The 20,753-nt window shown below is 56.9% G+C and carries 8 protein-coding genes; 3 read left to right on the top strand and 5 right to left on the bottom strand.

Features of this window, described 5'->3' with window-relative positions:
* Positions 1-143: 143 nt before the first annotated feature.
* Positions 144-1,190 carry a hypothetical protein gene (locus SynA1544_RS08065; RefSeq protein WP_186512890.1) on the bottom strand — a complete coding sequence of 349 codons (1,047 nt, stop codon included), beginning with the start codon at positions 1,188-1,190 and terminating at the stop codon, positions 144-146.
* Between the two features lie 232 nt (positions 1,191-1,422).
* On the opposite strand from SynA1544_RS08065, the gene rmuC reads away from it, so the two are divergent.
* Positions 1,423-1,734 (top strand): DNA recombination protein RmuC, encoded by a 312-nt coding sequence (rmuC, locus tag SynA1544_RS08060; protein WP_255477512.1) that lies wholly within the window; start codon positions 1,423-1,425, stop codon positions 1,732-1,734.
* Between the two features lie 68 nt (positions 1,735-1,802).
* Here the strand turns inward: rmuC and SynA1544_RS08055 are convergent, their stop codons facing one another.
* Complete coding sequence (locus SynA1544_RS08055) at positions 1,803-3,968, bottom strand: 3'-5' exonuclease (protein ID WP_186512889.1); 2,166 nt, start codon at positions 3,966-3,968, stop codon at positions 1,803-1,805.
* A gap of 41 nt (positions 3,969-4,009) precedes the next feature.
* Positions 4,010-10,471 (bottom strand): DEAD/DEAH box helicase, encoded by a 6,462-nt coding sequence (locus tag SynA1544_RS08050; RefSeq protein WP_186512888.1) that lies wholly within the window; start codon positions 10,469-10,471, stop codon positions 4,010-4,012.
* A gap of 454 nt (positions 10,472-10,925) precedes the next feature.
* Between SynA1544_RS08050 and SynA1544_RS08045 the strand changes: the two genes are divergently transcribed.
* The gene (locus tag SynA1544_RS08045; RefSeq protein ID WP_186512887.1) at positions 10,926-12,194 is read left to right on the top strand and encodes an AAA family ATPase; all 1,269 of its coding nucleotides are present in this window, start codon (positions 10,926-10,928) and stop codon (positions 12,192-12,194) included.
* A gap of 68 nt (positions 12,195-12,262) precedes the next feature.
* Positions 12,263-12,841 carry a retron system putative HNH endonuclease gene (locus SynA1544_RS08040; protein WP_186512886.1) on the top strand — a complete coding sequence of 193 codons (579 nt, stop codon included), beginning with the start codon at positions 12,263-12,265 and terminating at the stop codon, positions 12,839-12,841.
* Positions 12,842-12,940: 99 nt separating this feature from the next.
* Here the strand turns inward: SynA1544_RS08040 and SynA1544_RS08035 are convergent, their stop codons facing one another.
* On the bottom strand, positions 12,941-17,833 hold the full coding sequence (locus SynA1544_RS08035; RefSeq protein WP_186512885.1) for a hypothetical protein: 4,893 nt from the start codon (positions 17,831-17,833) through the stop codon (positions 12,941-12,943).
* A gap of 3 nt (positions 17,834-17,836) precedes the next feature.
* Positions 17,837-20,752, bottom strand: a complete 2,916-nt coding sequence (locus SynA1544_RS08030) for a DEAD/DEAH box helicase (protein WP_186512884.1) — start codon at positions 20,750-20,752, stop codon at positions 17,837-17,839.
* Position 20,753: the final 1 nt, after the last annotated feature.

Raw genomic sequence — 20,753 nt, 5'->3', positions numbered from 1 at the left:
TATCTCTGCCTAAACCAAGAAGTCCCGGTATCGATTAGCCTAAGGCTTGCCATCACTTGGCCGCAGGGATTATTGGGATTATTCGGACGCTTTTGGCGGCAGCTCAGGTGATGGCATTGTTAGCTTGCTTGCGGGAACACAATTTAATCACTGACTATAATGCATAGGCGCCTAAACTCAGTCAGCACCTCGTCAATTACCGGCTGAAAATCACGAAAGTCAATCCCCCGTCGATTTATCTCTTCTTGGAAGTGAGTCCCAATCTCCATGAGCTTGTGCATCCTCTCAGTATCCGGTTTTTCATGGTCACCTTTTAGAAAGCCTCTTATTGCTTCTGACCAGACTTGCTTTCCATGCAAAAATAGTTGATCCTTAGTAAGCTTCTCAAGATAAGGTGTTCGTGAGTATTCTCTGATCCAGATCTCGTGATTTGGAAGAAGCTCGGGCTGTGGCTTTCGCTCTTTTCGCTTGCCAAACTGTGCAGATCTGATGTCAATATCAGATTGTATGAATGGTGTCCCACTGAACGAAGCCCACTTCCTCTGAAGCCATTGAAGATATTGCGTGGCCTCCTCATGCCCGTCTACATAGACGTTAGTGATGGTAATGCTGGGGATGGCTTCGGATCCACTCGGTGCCCTGATCACATGTAGATCAGTTAGAAGCAACACTGCGGAGATCTCCGAAAATCTTTGGTCGCCATTTGCCTTTTTCTTCAACATGAGCTGATTCAGACCGAATGCGAGCACTTCTGGCGATAAGACTTCTACTGTATCATTCAGAACAATGAGAATTCCATGAGATTTTCCAAGGCCAAATGAGTTCTTGGCTTTGCGTATTTGTCGATTTGCCTTTTTGACCACACTTTCAAGGCCTGACGTCAATTGATTGCCTATTTCATTCCTAATCTGATCTCTATCGGGGAAGCTCCTTAGAACCTTATCGATGCCCCATTCGCCGAAGAAGAGCGGGTACTCTGGTCTGTCGATATGTTTATTCATAACATTATCGGCCTTGGTTCTCATGTCTTGTTTTAATGACTTCATTTCGGCGATAAACTGCCGATCATAAAAAAAGAAGTCTGGTTTTTTTGCCGCTTTCTGGACAGAATTCATCTCTATTTCATCAACCACCTCGGCATTGATTAGGCTTCGAACAAATGATATGAATCTTTCTTCTAGCGAGCTCATGATTTCTAAATCAGTGCAAACACCGATGTCAAGCTAACTATTTATTGGATGGTTCCGATAACCACCTCTGAGTAGGCCTTGCTTTCCGTGAACAACGAAACATTCAGGGTTTGGGCCTGCTCAGATCCCCTTGATGGCATGGCTTTTGCAGAATTCCGCCCCCATGCTAGCCATGGTTCACGGAACCGATAGCTAGGTTTTCCAGCTGTGCCCACGGATTGCGGTGTATCTGATGGGGATGATGGATGGAGCCACTTGCAACTATCTCAGTAGATCGAATCTCTCATCAGTGCTGGTTTCTCTTGATTCCAGACGAATATCGATCATGATCCAGCAGGCGGAGATCGCCAAAAACATCGATGAGATTCAGGCGCAGGCGGTGGGGCTGCACAAGCGCTTCTCGATTTTTATCGACAAGTTCAACGATATCGGCAGCCAGCTGACCCGCTTGAACAAGAGCTTCAATGCGGCAGTGGGATCAGTGCAGAGCCGCTTGTTACCGCAGGGTGAGGTGGATGGCAGAGCTGGCGGGGCAGAACGGTGAGATGGATCTGAGCGATCAGATCGATGAGGTGGTGCGGGAGATTCAGGCGGGGGATTGAGTCTTTGCCCTTAGTTAATAAGCGTTGACGGCTTGCCGCTGTAGCTGATCACAACTCTCTTTTTGGCTCGCGTTGCTGCGACGTGTAGGAGAGATCGCTCCTGTTGTTCGAACAGCTCCCGCGAAACCTGATCTGGACGTTGATTGAGCTCGTGGAGCAAAGGCATTTGGGCTTCATCAAGACCTGGGATAAAGACTTGATCGAATTCGAGACCCTTGACCCGGTGCATTGTTGCCAAGCGAAGTGCAGGATCGCTGGGATCGTCGGATTCGTCTTTGTTGATCACGCGTGTTTTGAACCCTTCGCTTTGGAGTGAAGCGGCAAGTTTCTCAACGGCTTTGTTGGTCCGTCCCGTGATGCATGTCGACGACAGATCGTTGTGATCACTCTCGATTTGCTTGAGCGTTTCCACAAGGAATGCCTGCTCATCAGCCGGGTCGTCAAACCCTTTGATCAGGGGTTGATCGCCATGGAGCAGCGAGCGGTAATCGCTGGTGTGATCGGTGCCGCCGTCAAGGTCATCGAAATCCAGGCCATGCAGCACGGCGGTGGCCCAAGCGCGAGTTTCTTCTGTTGTGCGGTAGTTGATGCGCAGTTTTCGCGAGCGACCGCGGATCTCGATGCCGCAGCGGCTGAGCACCACAGGTTTGCCGTAGATGCGTTGGTGGGGATCACCAACGATGAACAGATCGTTGGCATGGGGATCGCCGACGAGTGCCCTGAGCAGTTTGAAGCTGGCGGGATCAAAGTCTTGCCCCTCATCAACCACGATTGAGGCGTAGCGAGGATCGGAACTGGATGCGAGCAGTAGATCAGTCGCCGCTTGTTTCGCATCTTCTGGCTCCCACAGCCCGCGTTGACGGAATTCGGTGCGTAAGGCGTCAAAGACGGGCCAGATCTGGGCACGGTTTTGCCTGCTGATGCGGGTGCCACGGCCAATGCGTCGTGCAGCGATGTACTCCGGCAGCGAACGGCAGCTGTTGGCCAACACCACGTCTTTCCATTCCTCTTCGTAGAAACGGCGATCCAGGCCAAGGCTGGTGTCTTCCATGGCCATGGCCATGTCCCAGCAGGCTTTACGCCCGTTCTCGTCAAAGACGCGAACAGGCAACCCTTGCCCCTTGAGGAACTGCATCACCCAGCCATCAAGGTGCTGAACCTCAATCCGCTGGAGTTCCTCCGGGCTACAGATCTTGGTGAGGTTGCTGCGGATGTCGGTGGCCAGGTTGCGGGTGAAGGTGGTGAACAACACCTTCCCGGGTTGATGGTTTTTCTGCAGCTGAGCGGCCAACCAGCGGGCTTTGTGCATGGCCACAACTGTTTTGCCTGTGCCTGCACCACCAAGAACTCTGACGGGGCCATTCCAATCCCGCTCCACTAGTCGGCGCTGGCTGGGATGGAGGAACACGCGCCATTGCTCCATCGGAGCCGAGAGCATCGCCTCGAGCACATCGTCATCGGTGATGACCATGAACTCGGCCTGGCTTTCCGGGGTGCCAAGTGCAGTGGCAACGTCGCTGGTGTCAACGGGGGCTGGCTGCTTGCGCTCCAGCTCGTCGATTACTTCATCGATGCTGCGGCCATCAGCGAGCAAGATCAGCCCGTCGACGCAGCTTTGCGGAACCCATTCGATCAGCCGGCTCAATGCCTCGTCGCTGTTCACCGCACGGACTGCAGGAAGTAGTGCTTCGGGAACACCAAGCAGCATGAGTTGGTCGTCGTCGCAGCCCTTGAACAGAGATTTCGCCTGGTTGTTTGGGGGCGCTGCTGAAGGCTCGTGCGCTGCAGCAATGGCGGGTTCTGGTGCTTCAGCAACAGCGGCTTCCGCTGACTCGACATCCACCACCTGCAGGGCCCCGGAGACCCGGTTCACATGGCACGTGCGCCGGCGCGCCCACTGGTAGGCATCGTCATGCTTGTCGACCCAGAGCAACACGTAGGCATTGCCCTCTTCCGGTGCCCGCACTATGCAGCGGATCTCCTGGTCAACACGCAACGAGCGGATGAAGCCATCTTTTCCCCCTTCAATGCGCTCGTAATTCAGCCCTGGGCTGCGGGGGTTGTCTCTGAATTTGGAGATGAACGTCGCCACCTTGCCGCGTGATTTCACCGGCAGCTTGTTGAGTGCCTTGAAGAAGTCGTTGGAGACGGCAACGGTGAGGCGGGCTTCACTCATGGGGAGCTCGATCGTGGATGAAGAGGATTGAGCGGAAGGGGTTAGAGGGCATCAAGGATTGCTTGGGCAGTGGTGTCGGGCGAGTCGTCGATCAACCAACAACGCCAGCCGGCCTGTTCGAAGGCTTCAGCGTCTTCGGGTTGCATCACCACCGCAAGTTTTTGCTCGGGCCAGGCCAGTTCTGCTTCGGCAACCACTTCGCCTTTATTGCCCTCCAGTTCATAACCCGCTTCTGGTAAGGGCAGGTCGTTGCTGCTGGGTGCGACTTGGAGGGCTTTAACTATCGGTTGGCAATCGGCAGCGATGAGCGCACTGATGGATTGCCATGCTTTCGCTGCCTCGGGGGCCATGGCTTGGCCACCCACCTGCTGCGCTGGCGTTTCCCCAACCCAAACCGCATAGGGCTCGATGGCACTGCTCTGCTCAGCCCCCGTCCAACCAGGGGTTGAGATCAGCAGATGGGGAAGGAACTGAAACAGGTTTGCTTGGCGGATCCACTCACGCCAGATCGATTGTTGATGGGGTGATTCGTTGGAGTCCTGAGGGTTGAAATGGATGGCCCTGAAGCTGGCACCTGGGTTGCGCTGCTGGTGCCTGGGCATGTCGCCAAGATTGAGAACCTCAAGGCCAGGGGCCAGTTGCAGGGATTGGCCGCAGCTCTGATCAGCTTGCTGCTGCCATTCATCGACATGGCTTGCCAGATCAAGCTTTGCAATGGCGCTTTGGATGTCTGGAGATTGCAGTGGTGAGGGGCTGAGCTGGGCTTGGCAGAGCTGTTGGGCAAGCCCCTGCCACCAGCGCTCACTGGGATTGAGTAGCACCTGCATCAGGAGTTCCAAGCTGCTGGCCAGTTGCGCGTCTCGAGCCGGGAGTGTCTTGTTGATGGCTGCCGCTGCGTCGTCGAGATCGTCTGGCCACCAACGGCTGAACAGCTCTGGCTTGCTGGTGAAAGCCGGCATCACCTGCTCGAGCCCATTGGGCTGCAGCGGCTTTTGAGGGCTGGGAAGTTTGTCGACCACGTCTTCCCAGGTGAGGGCCCAGAACAGATACTTGCCACTGCGCTGCAAGGCCATGCGCTGTTCGGCGTCTTTCGCCAGGCGCGCGCGGTGGTATTCCCAGCCATCGGTGTAGATCGCAATGGGCTTGCCACCAGCGGTAGGCGTCAGCACAAAGTCAGCCCTGGAGAAGACGTCGACCCCTTCTGAGCCGTCGATCGGCACCTGTTGCTCGAGATCCCAGCTGATGCTTTTCGACCCATTGCTGAGGATCAGGCGATAGCCCTTGCGGCGCTTGATCACGTCATCACGAAGGGATGCCGTGACGCCATCGGGAAGGCCCTTTCCTTCACGCAGCTTCTCGATGAAGCGCAGCTCAAGTTCGCTTTCTGCGCGGGTGTTGACCGTGACCTCTGAGAGGCTGCGATCACTCGGGCTTAGCTCATCCCATCGTTTAAGGATGGTTTGCAACTGTTCGATGGCGCGCCGTTTGCTGGTGCGTTCGCGATCGAAGCGTTGGCGGTACTGGAAGATGCAGCGATAACAGCCGTCGCTGCAATCGCAGCCTTCCAGCGCTGCCAGTGATTGCTCAAAGACAGCGCGCAGATCGCTGCCTTGGGCTTCCATCAGTTGGCGCACGTAACCCGTGCCGCCGGGAACGGAGTCGTAGAGGTAGAGGAACGTTTTCCGTTGCTGACTTCCGGGTTGAGGTTCTTCGCCGAGAGCGGACTGGAGGTGATCCACCTTCCCCCCAAAGCGTTGTTTCAGCCCCAGGTGGAGTGCACCGATGAACGAGGGCTGGCCGGATTCATCCCAGAAGCTGGCACCGGGCAGGAGGAAACGCAGCGCTTCTGATTTGAACTCCCTGTACATGAACAACAACTGCCGCACCTGGGCGTCATCGGGTTTGTCGCGGTAGCGGCACCCCCAGGTGTGATTGGCAGCTTTGGCAGCACCGTGCTGCACTTTGCCGCAGCTGCGGCAGAGCTCAAAACCGCGCACCTTCAGTTTTTTGCCGGCGATGTCATGGGGGTGACCAGCAGCGGCGAGTTCGCCGAAGTTGATCTCCCGGAAACTGGTGCTGGCGAGGTACTCGGCGCCAAAAGGGAAGTCGTCATCGTCGATCGCCAGGGAGATCTCTCGTCGTGAGAGATCAGGAAGAATCAACAGCTCCCGCTGGAAAAAACTGGGATTGCGCTCATCGCTGTCATCGCCAAAGCGGCTGCGGGCATCTTCTGTGGTGGCTTGCACCTGCTTGAGCTTGGCCATCTCTTTGACCTGCCCCTGGTCGGCGTAGCCGCTGTTGCCGCAGCGCGGACATTCCTTGCGGCTGAAGTCTTCATCGGTTTGCCGGCTGGTGTAGGAGCAAGCCGGGCAGAAACGCCAGCGCTCGATTTGGTTGAGGTTGGGATCCACCTGATCCACCTTCACGCGCCGGCCCTGGGCAAAGAACTGGCCGTGGGGCACCAATTCGCGGATGGCGACGTTGGCGGGGCGCTCGTAGCTCAGTGGTGGCAGTTCCTCGCTGCGGTTGCTGCCCTGGCCGCGTCCGGGTGTTTTGCGCCACAGCACCGACTTGAGCGTGACGCCGGCCTCGGGGAAGGCGTAGTTGGGTAGGAAGCCTTCATCGGTGAGCATCGCCAACAGAGGCCTGCTTTCCAGTTCTTTTTTCAGCGCGGCAAAGGCCTTTTGCTCGCGGTAGATCTGATCTTTGTCGTCTTGCTGTTGCTCAGTGAGGGCATCACCACGGGCGGCGTAGCCGTTGTATTTCTCGCGCAGCTTGCGGGCTTCAGCGGTGAGGCGTTTGCGTTCGGCGATTAGTTGCTCAAGCCGCCCGATCAGGTCTTTGGCAAAGGGGGCGCCATAGGGAAGCTCGGCTGGATTGAGGAACACCTCGGCCAGCGCTTGTTGGCTGGCTTCTGCCAGTGATTGATCAAACAGAGCGAGGAATCGTTCCAGCAGCTCTCGCTGCTGGGCCTCGCAAAAGCTGAGCCAGCTATAGGGGAATTCGCTACTGCCACCTTCCTGTTTGCCGGCCCGCTCCACGGCATCGAGCACTTTCTTCAGTTGCTTGGGTAGGGCCTGTTGATCGATGCCGCTGGTGACCCATCGATCGAGGCTGTAGGCCAACAACTGGCGGCGCAGAATCGCTGCTGCATCGAGGTAGCAACCGGGCGGACTCACCTGGCCTTGCAGCATCGCCTTCGGTTCGGCAAAGAAGTAGAGGTCGTGGGCGGTGCCGGTGACCAGCGTTCCCACCAGGGCATTGCCATCACGGCGGCCAGCCCGGCCGATGCGCTGCAGGTAATTGGCGGGCTCCGGCGGCACCGATGCCAGCAACACGGTGGAGAGGTCGCCGATGTTGATGCCCATCTCCAAGGTGGAGGTGGCCGAGAGCAGGTTGGGATCGCTGCGGTAGTCGCCGCGGATGAACTGGGTTTCGAGCCGTTCGCGATCGGGCCGTTGCAGCAAGCCTGTGTGCTCGCGGGCGACGATGCGGTTCACCTCGCCCCTTTCGTAGAGACGTTTGTAGAGCGGTAGCCCTCCGCGGGGATCGGTGCGGTAGTCGCCGGGGCAGTGCCGCACCAAGCAGGGCATGCCATCCCAAAGGCTGAGTTGATCGGCGGGGATCGCCTGACCATCGCCGCAGCAATGGCAACGCAGCAATTGAGGCTTGGCACTCACCTGAATCCGTGCCCGTGGGATGGCCCAGATGCGGGATCCATGCTCCCCGGGGATTTCGATCAGCAGGCCTGCCTCCAGCAGCGCTGCGATCACCAGTTGCAGGGCCTCTTTTTGTTGCTCGCGATCCAGCTCCTGTGTTGGTTTGAGGGTTCGGTTCAACCAATGCTGCGGCCAGGTGAGCGAACCGCTGTCGCGGGCGAGCTGCTCGAAGTTGCCCTTGCCGCGATAGCTGGTGATGAAGCTCGGCTTGGCTGCCGATGGCCCGAAGCGCGGGGTGTGGAGGATGCGGTTGTTGAGCACAAACGTGTCGGTACCGCCGCTGAGCAGGTAGGCCGAACCCTTGTTCCCCTCCCCCATCAATTCGGGCATGTCGAGCCCGCCGCGCTGGCGCCAGTGGTGCAGCAATCCCGCCACCAACTGCTGCACCTGGCCGGTACGGGCGTTGCGCAACGGCTCGATCTCGTTCTGCAGTCGCGCCAGGAGGGCTGGCAACAGAGAGCCGATGGCGCTGGGATCGACGGCAGCCGCCAAGGAGCCTGCTTGCTCAACCGATGAACCCAGGCGAGAGCGGTAGCCAAATTCGGCCGCCACTTCCCAACGCAGGCGCCTCTGCACCAACTCCATCAAGGTGCCATCGGCCTTGAGCTCGGGAACGTCTTGCTGCTGCAGGGTTTCCCATTCGCGCAGCCATTCCAGGTCGTGGGGAATGAAGGTGGCGGCGAAATCCACCGGGTTGCTGAATTGGGCTTGGCCATCGCTGATCAGCTGCTCTTGCAATTGATCCAGGGCGATGCTGCCGCTGCTTTGCACGCAATGGGTGAGGGCGGTGCGGAATGAGGTGCGGTAGGCCCGAGCGGCGATGAAACCGGCGCGGTGGGCGGCATCCTGCACTGAATCAGAGAAGGCCAGCAGCTTCTTGTCGCTGTTGAAGGCGGAGGCAAACAGCGATGCACTCCAGGTGCTGGTGAGGTTGGCGGCTGATGAACCAATCAAAAGCAAGCCTTGCTGGGCATTGCAGTAGGGGCAATCGCGGCTGACCCGGGGATGGCCGTTGTCGTCTTGCTTGCTGCAGTCGGGGATTTCAACGGCAATCAGGCTGCGGCTTTGGCAGCTTGGGCAGGTGCCGCTCTCCACATCCTTGGCGGGATGAAAGGTGAGGCACTCGCTGCAAAGGCGATGATCCGCACCTGCCTTGGGATCACCGGGGAAGAGGTAGCGCACCTCTGGTGCTCCCTGGAAGTAGGCCTTGTAGAAGGCCTGGAGATTGTTGGCGCGATCCAGCTGGATGCTGCCTTGGTTGAGCACCGTGGATGCCCAAGCTGTGGCACCGCAATCGCGGCAGTGCACCACGGGCAGATGGGGGCTGGCTTCCGAACCGGCGAGATCATCGGAGTGGCGCAGCTGGGGTTGCTCTTCCACCGAGGCCACCATGCGCTTGAGCTCTCTGAGCCAGAGCTGTTGGCGCAGGTTCACCCAAGGCACAGCGATGTCTTCGCCGCTGATCAAGCTGGCGGTGCGGCGGGCATGGGCGATCAGGGTGAGCAGGCTTTCGAGCAGCAACACCCGGTAGGGGCGGGGGAAGCGATCACCAAGGCCGAGTTGGCGCGAAAAGCGTTCGAGCAGCTCTTCAATTGAGCAGGTGGTTTCGGCTTGTCGCACCAGGTTGTGCACAGCCGGCAGAGTGCCGAGCCGTTGGCCGAGAGCCAATCTCCAGCTGGAGTCGTTGACATCACCCTGGGGCGGAGCCGTCAGCGTGTCGCCCAGCCAGAGCTGGGCTTGCTGGGCGATGTAGCTCTCAGCGCTGCTGGCGTTAGCAGGATCCAGCAGCTCTTGATCGGCAACTCCCGGGAGCGGTAGGGCAAAGAGACCGCCTTCTTCTGGGTCGCCAAAGGCGGTGTGCACCGTGAAGAACTCTTCTGGGCTGAGTCGTTTTTCTTCAATCAGCGATGCCGATTCGAAGCGGCTGGCAAAGATCTGGCCGGCGTAGTCGAGCATCGCCTCGCGCGATTCGGGGCCGCCGAGGGTGGCGGAGGTGCCGACGCACACCAGCTCATCGCTGGGGCACTGCAGGCGATCACGCAGCCGGCGGATCAGGCAGGCGAGATCGGTGCCCTGGGCGCCATCAAAGGTGTGGAACTCGTCCACCACCAGATAACGAAGAACCCCGGCTTGGTTGTGCTCCCAGAGGCTTTGCACATGGGGCTGAATCAGCAGGTAGTCGAGCTGCTTGTAGTTGGTGAGCAGGATGTCGGGCGGGGCCTTGTGCAGGGCGTCTTTATCGGTGATGACGCTGTCGGCCGTCATCGCTGCGGTGGGCGTGTCATCGGAGGCACCGATGTAGAGGCCAGCCCGCAAACCAGACAGCGATGGCGTGGTGTGGATTAAATCGGCGATGCGGCGGGCCTGGTCTGTGGCCAGGGCATTCATCGGATAGATCAGGATCGCCTTGATGCCGCGTTGGCCTTGGGTCTGCTGCTGCCGGCAGTGCTCAAGTAGAGGCAGCAGGAAGCACTCGGTTTTGCCGGAACCAGTGCCGGTGGCCACCAGGGTGTTTTGCGGGCTGCCCGGCAACAAGCGTTCAAAGGCTCGTTCCTGGTGCCGATAGGGCGGGAACGGCAACGGAATCTGGGGGAACCAATCCCGACCCGAGCCTTGATGAAACGGCAGCGACACCGAAACAAAGGGCCCTTTAAGAAGCTGTTCGCGATCCTCCAGGAAGCGCTCAATCAGGCCGCTGAAGCCAGGGGTGGTGGGATGAAAGGCGGTGCTGATGGCATCTTTAGCCACCTGCTCCAATTCACTGGCAACAACGGAGGGGAGCAAACATCATCGTTTGGCTAACAGGAAAATAGTCCGCTTCTGAAAGTTGTGCTAGCACCCTATATGCAATGTTGATGCTAATAAAAGTGTATAATTGGGGTGGATGTCACCTAAAGAATGGGGTATTAGCCGATTCAAGCTAAATCGAAGCGCGCTTTTTCTAATCTTAGAGATACCTAATTGCCCAAAGTTGTAAGAGTGGGACTAGGATCGATTATGAGCAAGATTTTGTTTGCATGTAGGCTTGGTGGTACAAATTAGCCTCAAGGATGACAGCAGCATTCGTGCTCCATGCCCTTTGGAAGGCAATTGACATGTATGCTGATTTCAGCGTTGTTATAGTGTTTCTCAGTCTGCACGTTTTATGGATGTGGCGCTATGCATATAGAGTTGCTAGCTTGACCAAGGAGGGAAGCAGGATGGCGCCTGAGCGATTGCTTGAAAAAGGGTTTGAGCCGTGAGACTAGAGAGTCTTTCAATTCGTTGCTTTCGAGGAATTGACAAGCTGGAACTTGTTGATATTCCATCAAAGTGTCTTGTTCTTGTTGGCGTAAATGGCTCGGGCAAATCAAGTGTATTGGAAGGTCTCGCAATTATCCTTGATCGCTATGTGCGATTGGTGACATATTCATCTCGGAAGGTTCGTGGCTTCAAGTTGTCGGATATTCCTGTCTCAGGGAGTGGCAGGCCTGAACTTCATGCCTCGTTCATTCTGGCTCAAGATGTCAGGGTTGGCTGGTCAATTAGGCATAAAGGTATGACGACCGCAGTCACCGGACTCATCTCAGAAGAATCAGAGTCTCTTAATGCATTAACAGGGGCCGCAAATAATCCGGAGATAGACGTGCCTCTTGTGTCATATTATCCTGTAAATAGAGGTGTCATAGATGTTCCACTTCGCATTCGTCAGAACACTAAGAAGTTATCGACTGAAGCCTTTGATGGTTCACTTGAAGGGGGATCTGCTGACTTTCGCTCTTTCTTCGCCTGGTTCCGACAGGAAGAGGATGCTGAAAACGAGAAGCGTGCCCAAAAGGACTCCAGTTACCGGAACTCGGTCCTTGAAAGCGTCCGCAATGCAATCTACAGACTACTCGGCACTTATGACAACCTGAGAATACAACGAAAGCCACGACTAAGGATGGTGATTACAAAACGGGTTGGAGAACGTACTGACGATCTAGAAATCAATCAACTATCTGATGGCGAAAAATGCCTGTTGGCTCTTGCTGGGGATGTAGCCAGGAGGCTAGCAAATTCGCATCCTACTCTTCCTGATCCAACAAAGGGAAGTGGTATTGTCCTTATTGATGAAGTAGAGCTGCATCTTCACCCAAAGTGGCAGCGTAAAATAATTCGTAGCCTTAGATCCGCATTTCCTAATATTCAGTTCATTGTTAGTACCCATTCTCCACAAGTCCTGGCGGAGGTGGAAGGAGACTCCATACGTATCCTAGAGCCTGAAAGTACCGGCATCAAGGTGTCGTCGCCTTCAGGATCTTATGGCCGAGATGTCAATCAGATACTTCTGTCTGTTCTCGATACAGATGTGAGGCCAGATAAGACTAGAGACCTCTTGGCTGAGATTGGGCAAAGTCTGGCACGTAATGAGTTACAGATGGCTGGCGAAAAGATTCAGCAATTCGAAAAAATAGTTGGCGCGGATGATCTAGATGTTGCAGCAATGAAGTCAGCTATTAGAAGAAGAGAGATTCTCGGCCGATGATTTTCATTAATAAGAATCAACCGCCTGATAGCTTCAATGAGTGGTGTAGTCAGTCGAATGAGAATTGGATGCCAACATTCTCTACTCTACAGAATCCTGAAAAGCGACATTTGCTTCAGGCATTGGTAGAGGAGCAGTGTAATATCTGCTGCTATTGTAATCGTTCTATAGAGGCACTTGTCTGTCCTGGCGAAACAAGATGTCACATTGAGCATTTTAGGCCACGAAGCGGCTGGTCGGACCTGCAGCTTAACTACGACAACCTTCATGCCAGCTGTGGACGAGATAACAATCTAGGGGCTTCAAGAACGTGCGGGCACGCTAAGGGTGACTGGTTCGAAGAAGATAATATAGTTTCTCCACTTGATATAGGTTGCTTGGATGAATTTATATTCCATGAGACTGGTTCAGTTGAGGGATCAACACCAAGAGGTTCTGCAACCATTGAAAAACTGAACTTGAATGACAAGCTGCTTCAAGAGGGAAGAAAGCGTGCAATAGAACAAATCTTTCCCGATGAGCTGAGCCACGAGGATCTCACCACCTTGCTCGATGGTCTGAATCAACCAGATCATCAAGGAAAGCTTCTTGCCTACACTGGATCCTTAGTGAGCGTAGCTAATCAGTTGTTATTGATTTCGGCTTGATCATAGCCATGTAATTGATGACTACCTCGGAGGGCTGCACTCAAGCTCATTTAGAACCGAAGGTCCTGGGGTGTCAAGGATGTCAAGATAGTTGCCAGGTTAACTATTATTATTAAGTTTTTGGAAAGCAGTCCAAGCCACCCCATAATCCTCCACCCGATCACACCGATCAAACGGCGCCTCATAGGTGATCGAGCGTTCGACGGGGCCACCGGGAAGCGTGTCGTCGATGATCTTGCGGGAGACGCTGCCGGAAGTCATGTCTGCAATGTCTTCCCAGCCGATTTCTTTGTTTGCCCCGCGGCCTTTGCCTTTGCGTGGGAAGCCAACGCCAGTGAGGCCTTTGCTTGCGGTGAAGACGATGCGGCCGTTTTGGTCGTACCAGGTATCGCGTTCGTATTGCTGCATCACCGGAAACTGCACGCGGTAGATCGTGATTAGTTCGTCGAGGGTGAGCTTGAGAGCCTGGGCTACGAGAACATCGATCTCCACCAGAGCCTGTCGGCGGGCGTAATCGGAGCGCAGGGCGCAATCACGCTGCCAGGTGGGGGTGAGTTGGGTGAAGAAGCTGTTGGATAGACGGGGATCCTGCTTGGCCCAGCTTTGCGCTCGGAAAGTATTCTCCCAACACTCACTCCAAAGATCGGCGTAGTGTGTGGTGAGGCAATTCAGAATTAGTGATCTTACTTTTGATGTGACCCCACTAATTGCATTGGGAAATAGGCTTGCCAGCTCATCGCGAAAGTTGCTCTTGCCGGTTGTCTTGATGAAAAAGTCAAGCGGTAAAGAAGCCAGAAGGCTAGAAAACTGAAGAAGATGATTTGCATTCGAAAAGGTGAGTGAAAAGCACCCGTCAATATGCCCTGTTTTGGGGGGCTGAATCGTTGAGATGAGGGTTCGCTCTCCAGTCTGGCTCAACATCTTGCGACTGACTAATCGATAAAATTTCGTCACCGGCTTCTTGTCGCCCCAGGGCACCTTTGGTGTACGAGTTAGGTATTCGCGAGTTGCAACATCCGGCCGGTAGTTGGTGCGGGGCAGGTAGTCGGCGGGGAGGGTGGTGAGATCGAGGCAGTCGTAGTGGCTGTTGAGATTACAGATTGAGCGAGGCGTTTTGTTGAAAGGCCTGCCGACGTAGAAGTGGGGGCCGGAAAGCACCAGATCTGATGCTTCAGCTGGGAATCCTGTTTCGCGGCGAATCGTGCCGTCTTTCTGTGCATTCGTTTCGTGCCACATTTCCAGCGCGATGTACTCACCTTGCAGATCGCCAAGGCGTTTCGGTGTGGCAGAAAACTTTTCTAGTACGCTCTGCAGTTGTTGTGAATGCAGCGCCGGCAAGCGAGCCTGGCTTCCTGGGGTTCCGGTTTCGTCGTAGAGCTCTGCAAAGAGCGCCAGACTTTTCTCACCCACAGGAATAAGCCGCTGTCGGTGTCCCGAGGTATTCCATTGGTTTTGATCATTCTTGATTCCGCCTACAAGCCCGTTGCCATCATTAGAAAAACAGCTGTCGATAGTGCTGGAATGGAAGAGATTGGCTATATGAACAAAGCTGGGATGACGCCGAGATCCGTAGATGTTGACGCTGAACTTTGCGTGATGATCAACCTCTGAGAATAGTGAGAGTTCGTTCTGGAATTGAAAGTGGTTGCGCAGTCGCTCATACAGAACCTCTCGCAATGCTGCGCCTTTCGGGTCGTCATATACCCCTTCTGGATGCAAGAAGCCCTGACTTCCTTGATCTGATGTCAATCGCCAGGAAAGGGGCAGGAAACACTTAAATAGATTGGTCTGGCTTCCCTTCAGCAGCGGATAGTTGGCAACGGCATTCAGAAAAGCTTGGCTGCCGTTCTGCCCTTCGAATTCCTCCAAGTAGGCCGGGCGAAGATCGGGATTGGCAGTCAGTGCTTCGCCCCTTCGCTTGGCCAACTCACTGGCACTCAATTTCCGTATAAGAACCGTCGGGTCGGTGTCGCCGATCACGCCCTTCTCTTCCCACTCCACCTTCAGCCAGGGCGGGTTTCCAACAATCAGATCGAAGCCGCCGTGACCCAAAAGATCGGCAAATTCAAGATCCCAATGCAAGGGGCGGATCCGTTTAGAGACTGCTTCAATTTGCTGAAGCCGCTCAAATTCAGTCTTGAGCTTCTCAACATCAACAAATCCATGTCGATCCGAGAAGTCAGCAGCCAGTTGTTTGGGTTGCGTGTCGGCGAAGAGATTGCCCTGCCCCAGCTCTGGGCTGATGCCTTGCTCCAGGTCGCCAAGAACCATGCTCAGCTCAAACAGCCAGGTGTCGCGGCTGGGCAGTGATTCGGCTTTGCTGATCGGCCAGAACCACAACGCCACCCAGTAGTCCATCGCCCACTTCAAGCGCAGGCGTGCGTTGGTGTTAGCCACATCGCGGCCCTGCACCTCTTGCTCCTGGATTCGATCCTTCAGAAGTAGTGGAGTCCAATCACCTTCTTCTGCTCCGGTTGGGTCTTCCCACACGGGGAGGGGATCAGTGGTGCGTTCACGCAGTTGTTGTTGCTGTGAGGCCCAGTCTTTCCAGAGCGAATCGACCAGCTTGCTGAGCCGTTGCAGATGGGCAATCTGCGCTTCGGTGAAGACGTCGCCAACAAAGGCTTTGTTCCAGCGCTTGCAGCGCTCGATTGCTTCGGGTTCGAGCTGCTTGATCACCTTGTCGGTGTAAGCCGCCATGCCCGGATCGGGCAGCAGAAAGTGGAAGATGCCGTCGTCGGGTAGCTCAGCATCCCAAGCGAGTTCCTCGGGTGCATGCTCATGCCAGAGCTTGCGTGGCTTGGCGCTGCGTGCGGTGCTGGTGGGCAGTTGATTAACCCGGTAGATCTGCCGCCGCGCGCCGATCAGCGAGTTGCCGCACACCAACTGCTGGCTGAACCAGGGCACAAAAGCCCGTCCTTTCTCCGGCGTGAAGATGCTGTTGAGCCAAAGGCTCACTTCCGCCAGCTCAACGGCCACCGGGTTGAGGTCAACCCCGAAGACGTTCTGATCGGCAAGGCGCATCTTCACCTTCTGCAGTTCGGTCGCGAACTGCTCGTGGGGCACGCTCTTGCCAGTTTCCTGTTGGCGTAGCTCCAGGTAGGCCTGCGCCAGTTGATTCACTACTTCGTTCAAGAATGCCGCTGAGCCCATGGCGGGCTCACACACCTTCAGTTCAAGAATGACGGCGGCTGTTTTGCCAGGAAGTAGCTCTTTGAGCGCGTACTTCACCAGGCATTGGGTGAGCGATTCAGGCGTGTAGTAGCTGGCGCTTTTCTCCCGGTCGCGGCCGGCTAATCGGTAGATGAAGCTGCCCTTGGCGTAGCACTTGGGATTGCCGGTGTCTTGATCGGGAACGATCTCTTCTGGCTTGTAGGCCTTGAGCTGCTCGGCGGTCACAAAGTGACCCACCTCCAGTTCGTCGTGGGCGGCACCGCTGGCCTTGGCGCTGTTGGCATCGTCGCCATCACCGCCGTCTTCATCGTCGCCATCGTCATCGCTGCCTTTGGCGGCCTTGGCTTTCTTGGGTGCAGGCTGCACCTCAAACAGATCTTCTTCCGCGAAGAAGCCCCGGAAGCTCAGCAGCGCTTCATAGACAGCGCCCAGTTGGTTGATGCCGAGCTGGGAATAGCTCACGCGGCCGCGCCGTTTGCCTTTGCCCTCTTTGGTGAGCGACATCAGCTCGATCACCTCGCGCAGCACCACGTTGCGGAAGCGCACTTTGCTCAGCGTTGGCAACCGCTCGGGATCAAACAGGTGGGCCCGCAGCGGCGTCAGCCGGAAGCTGTCGTGGAAAGTGTCATCCCCATCAGCTAGTGACAGCTGGGCCGTGGGGTCGTCGCGTTTGGGGTGGCCCTCCCAGATCATCTGGAACAGGCGATCAAGGGAATCGCTGATGTAGGTGCTCTCTTTGTCTTCTTCGCTGCCGAGCTCGGCGGTGTCCATCTCCCGCAGGCTTTCAAGGCTGTAGCCGAGCCGGTAGACATCGCTGCCCATCGGCGCGTAGCCCAGATCCGGCCGGCTCTCGATGTAGAAGAGGAACAGCAGCCGGTACATGTACCGCAGGCATTCGAGCGTCAGCTGATCGGCGTCGGTTTTGCTTTTGAACACGCCTTCATTGCGTGATCGGCGCCAGTGGATGGCTTCGTTGCCGATCAGTTCGATCGATTTGCGCAGGGCGTATTTGAGATCGCCACTCACCTCATAGGCGTGCTTGTGGCTGTTCTCGTCCAGCTCATCGAGATAGGGCGTGCCGCCATCGGTGGGGCAGGTGTGCTCCCGGTGCAGCAGCGTTGCGGCGGCCAGCAGGGCATCGGCGTTGTTGTCTCCCAGCAACGCGTCGAGCTCGAAGCGCAGTAAGCGTGAGGCGGCCCATTTCTGCCGGTCGATCAGCAGCAGTTGGTCGCGGCTCACCGCCAGCACCCAGCGCGGTGGGCTGTCTTGGCCGAACACCCGTTCGCTGATCAGTTCCTCCCAGGTTTCACTGTCATGGACGGTGCCCAGGGATGGATCCTCGATCTGGCAAGCCCAGTTGGTGGCAATCGACAGCTCCAGTGGATCGGCTGCTTCATCGCTGGGGTTGAAGCACTCCACCACCCACAGCCAGGGTTCGTCTTTGCCGTTGCGCACCTCCCCGAGCAAGGGAATCTGATAGGCCTCTCCGCCGATCAGCACCGGCTCGGCGTGTGGATGGATCGGGTAGCCCAAAGCCTCCAGCAGCGGTTGAAAGAACAGCTGCCGTTGCAGCCGTAGGCGTTCCGCTGGATCGTTGCGGATCCCCAGCTCCGCTTCCCGTAGCTTTTGCCAGGGTTTGCGCAGGGCTCTGAACTGCTGCTCGGGGGTGCTCACCTCCGCCAGCGGATTGGACTCCAGTTCCGCCTTGGCTTCTTCCGCCCAGCGCTGCTTCACCTTCTTGATGTCGCCGCTGAGCACGCTCTCGAGGTAGTGCGCGGAATAAAACTCGTTGCCGTTGCTGATGCCCGGTAATGCCATCGCTCAAGCCTCCCGGTGGAGCACGGCCACCAACTTCAAGTACGGGGCGGGTTCGATCGTCATCACGTCTTGGATAAAGCGTTCGTGGTCTTGAAAGCGGCGTTCAATCCGGTTCTGATCAGCGCTGCGTTGTTTCTCTTTAATCTGGTTGGGGCGTTTGTCGTTGTCGAAGTTGAGCTGCAGTTGCTGTTCCTGGCGGCCACGTAAATGTTTGAGCCGTTCTCGTTGTGCCTCCAGCTCCGGTTGCATGGCTTGGCTCCAGGTCACTTGCTTCTCCACCAGATACCGGTGCGCAGCATCCACGGCCACTTGCCGTTGCTGGTTGAGCGAGTCCGGAATCGGGGCACTGGGGTTGGCATAGGCCTTGCGGCCCAGCTGCAGCCGATCGGCAACCGCCACAAAGGGCTCCACGGAGGCCACTTTCAGGCCGCTGCCGGCAAAGCGCACCGCCACCCATTCCTGCACCACGGGCATGCCCTTCTGGTTGGGGATCGTGCCCTGCAGCACCATCACCGCTTCCCCAGGCTCAAGCCCTTCACTGAGGTTCAGCACCGGTGCGCAATGGCGCTTGAAGGTGATCTGGCCCCGGTCAGCCAGCCAATCCACCAAGGGGTGCAAATCCCAGAGGTATTCCAGTTCGGGCCGAGCGCTGTCTTGGCGGCGGGCTTGCTCCAGGGCCCGTTGCAGCGCTGCAGGATCGGTGGAGAGCACTAGGCGCTCACCTTTCTGGGGCCTCAGTTCTTTTGGATAACGCTCGTAGCGGCGCTGTAGATCCGATGGCGGTGAGATCTCCAGCCGTTCCTGTTCATCAAAGGCTTTGAGATCGAGCGGTTCATCTCGTTCTTTCATTTGCTCAGCCACCGCTTCCATCGCCCGGTTCACATAGCTCCAGAGGCTGGCGAACAGGCTGTAGGGCGGCTTGCGTTCAACCTGGATCGCGGCTGCATCGTCTGCTTCTGGGCTCTCGTCTGCTCCAGCACCGAGACCAAACATTTCCTCGAACAGGTTCAGCTCACTGCTCTTGTCTTGGTAGGCCGCCGCATTGGCATCCATGCGTTGCTCAAGCTCGGCGCTTCCGCCTGTTTCCAGGGCTTTGCCGATTTCCTCTTCTTCGCTTTCGGCGTCAAACACCCGCAAGAACACCGATGGATCGCCGATGTTCTGTTGGGCCTGCTGGTCTTTGTTGATCAGCAGGCGCAGGATTTTGTCGGCATCACCCATGCCTTCACTGCGGGATTGGGTGAGCAAGTAGCGGATCTGTGGTTGCTCTGGCTGGCCGTAGCGATCAATGCGGCCATTGCGCTGCTGCAGCGTCATCAACGACCAGGGGATGTCGAAGTGCACTAGCCGGTGGCTGAGGTAATGCAGGTTCAAACCCTCTGAGGCCACTTCCGTGGCCACCAAGATCCGCACCGCCTCTTTCTCCTGGGCGAATTGCTCCACCACCTTGGTTTGCTCCACATCAGGCATGGCGCCATCCAGCCCCACCACGGCTCCCTGTTTGAGGTCGAGATCACGCTCGAGGTGCTCCATCAAGAATCGCTGGGTCTCGCGCCGACCGGTGAAGATCACGATCCGGTCTTTGGGGTCTTTGCCCTTCCAGCTCCAGTCGTTTTCGATTAACCCCAGCAGCCGCTGGTATTTCGAGAACCCTTTGGAATCAATGGCGGCCAATAACGGGTCGAGCTCCTGCAGGGCAGCGGCATCCGCCGGTGACTCCGAGACTGCCGCCTCCAATCGCTTGAGCCGGTTGCGCACCGTTTCCAGAGCCGCCATCGGGCTAGAGAGCAGGCTTTTGGCCAGGGTGGTTTTGAACAGCTGACCGGCCTTGGCTTTGCGGTCGCTGTCGGGAAGTTTGAGGTCTTTGAGCAGCGCGAACACCCGCTCTTCCTGCGCGCTGGCCTGGCACTCCACATCCTTGGTGTCGCGCTCTTTCACGTTGCTGCGTAAATCCTCCAGCACGTCTTTGCGGAAGCGGCGCAGGTAGAGATCTTTGATGTCGTCTTTGCCGTAATCGCTGGGGTTGGCGATCGCCGTGGGGTCGAGCATGTTCATCAAGCTCGCGAAGCTCTCCGGCTTGCCGTCGTGCGGTGTGGCCGACAGCAGGATCAACGTTTCTGAGCGGGTGGCGAGCCGTTCGGCCAACTTCGCCCGTTGGCTCTTTTGGGCCCCCCGGGCGCGCTCCGCGACGTTCTGACACTCATCGATCACGATGATGTCCCAGTTGGCGTTGTCGAGGTAATACCGGTAATCGCGGTCGTTCTTGAGGGTGTCGACCGAAACGATCGCTTTGTCGTAGTAATGAAAGGGGTTCTGGTTGGTGGGGATGTGCTCGCGGATCCGTTGAATGCCCACGGAATCCAGCCGCACCAGTGGGATCGAAAAGCGCGTCCAGAACTCTTTCTGAAATTGCACCAACATGCTCTTGGTGGTGACCACCAGGATTCGCTTGCCCCGCCCGCGCCGGATCAGCTCACTGCAGAGAATCCCGCACTCCAGCGTTTTGCCTAGGCCCACAGCATCGGCGATCAGCAGCCGTTGGCGGGGCATCGCCAGGGCCTTTGCTGTTGGTTGCAACTGATAGGGCAGGGCATCCATGGCAGCGCGATCCCCTACCGCCAGGGATGCGTCTGTGGGGATGGTGCGGCGTAGGTGCGCCTCAATAAAAAGCAAGCTGTCGCGGTATTGCGGCGACGGGTCGCTCACCAGCTCGGTGGCTTCGGGCTGTAGCACCTTGAAGCTGCCGGCGGCTTTCTCAACATCAACCAGGAAGCGCGCTTCCTTTTCCCGAAGGAACGGCGACACACCCACCACATCCACCACCTGCTGGCCATCGCTGCTGCGGCCAAGGCTGCGCACCAGCCATTCGGCACTGCGGCATTCGATGCGGGCGCCTGGGGCGAGGACGGCTTCGGGCATG

The sequence above is a fragment of the Synechococcus sp. A15-44 genome (assembly GCF_014280115.1).
Lineage (GTDB): Bacteria > Cyanobacteriota > Cyanobacteriia > PCC-6307 > Cyanobiaceae > Parasynechococcus.
This window is presented reverse-complemented; position numbering and strand designations above follow the sequence as displayed.

Bases quoted from the DNA above. Each gene is read 5' to 3' on its own strand.
- SynA1544_RS08065 (WP_186512890.1), bottom strand. From the start codon at position 1,190: ATGAGCTCGCTAGAAGAAAGATTCATATCATTTGTTCGAAGCCTAATC.
- SynA1544_RS08030 (WP_186512884.1), bottom strand. From the start codon at position 20,752: ATGCCCGAAGCCGTCCTCGCCCCAGGCGCCCGCATCGAATGCCGCAGT.
- SynA1544_RS08035 (WP_186512885.1), bottom strand. From the start codon at position 17,833: ATGGCATTACCGGGCATCAGCAACGGCAACGAGTTTTATTCCGCGCAC.
- SynA1544_RS08055 (WP_186512889.1), bottom strand. From the start codon at position 3,968: ATGAGTGAAGCCCGCCTCACCGTTGCCGTCTCCAACGACTTCTTCAAG.
- SynA1544_RS08040 (WP_186512886.1), top strand. From the start codon at position 12,263: ATGCCAACATTCTCTACTCTACAGAATCCTGAAAAGCGACATTTGCTT.
- rmuC (WP_255477512.1), top strand. From the start codon at position 1,423: ATGGGGATGATGGATGGAGCCACTTGCAACTATCTCAGTAGATCGAAT.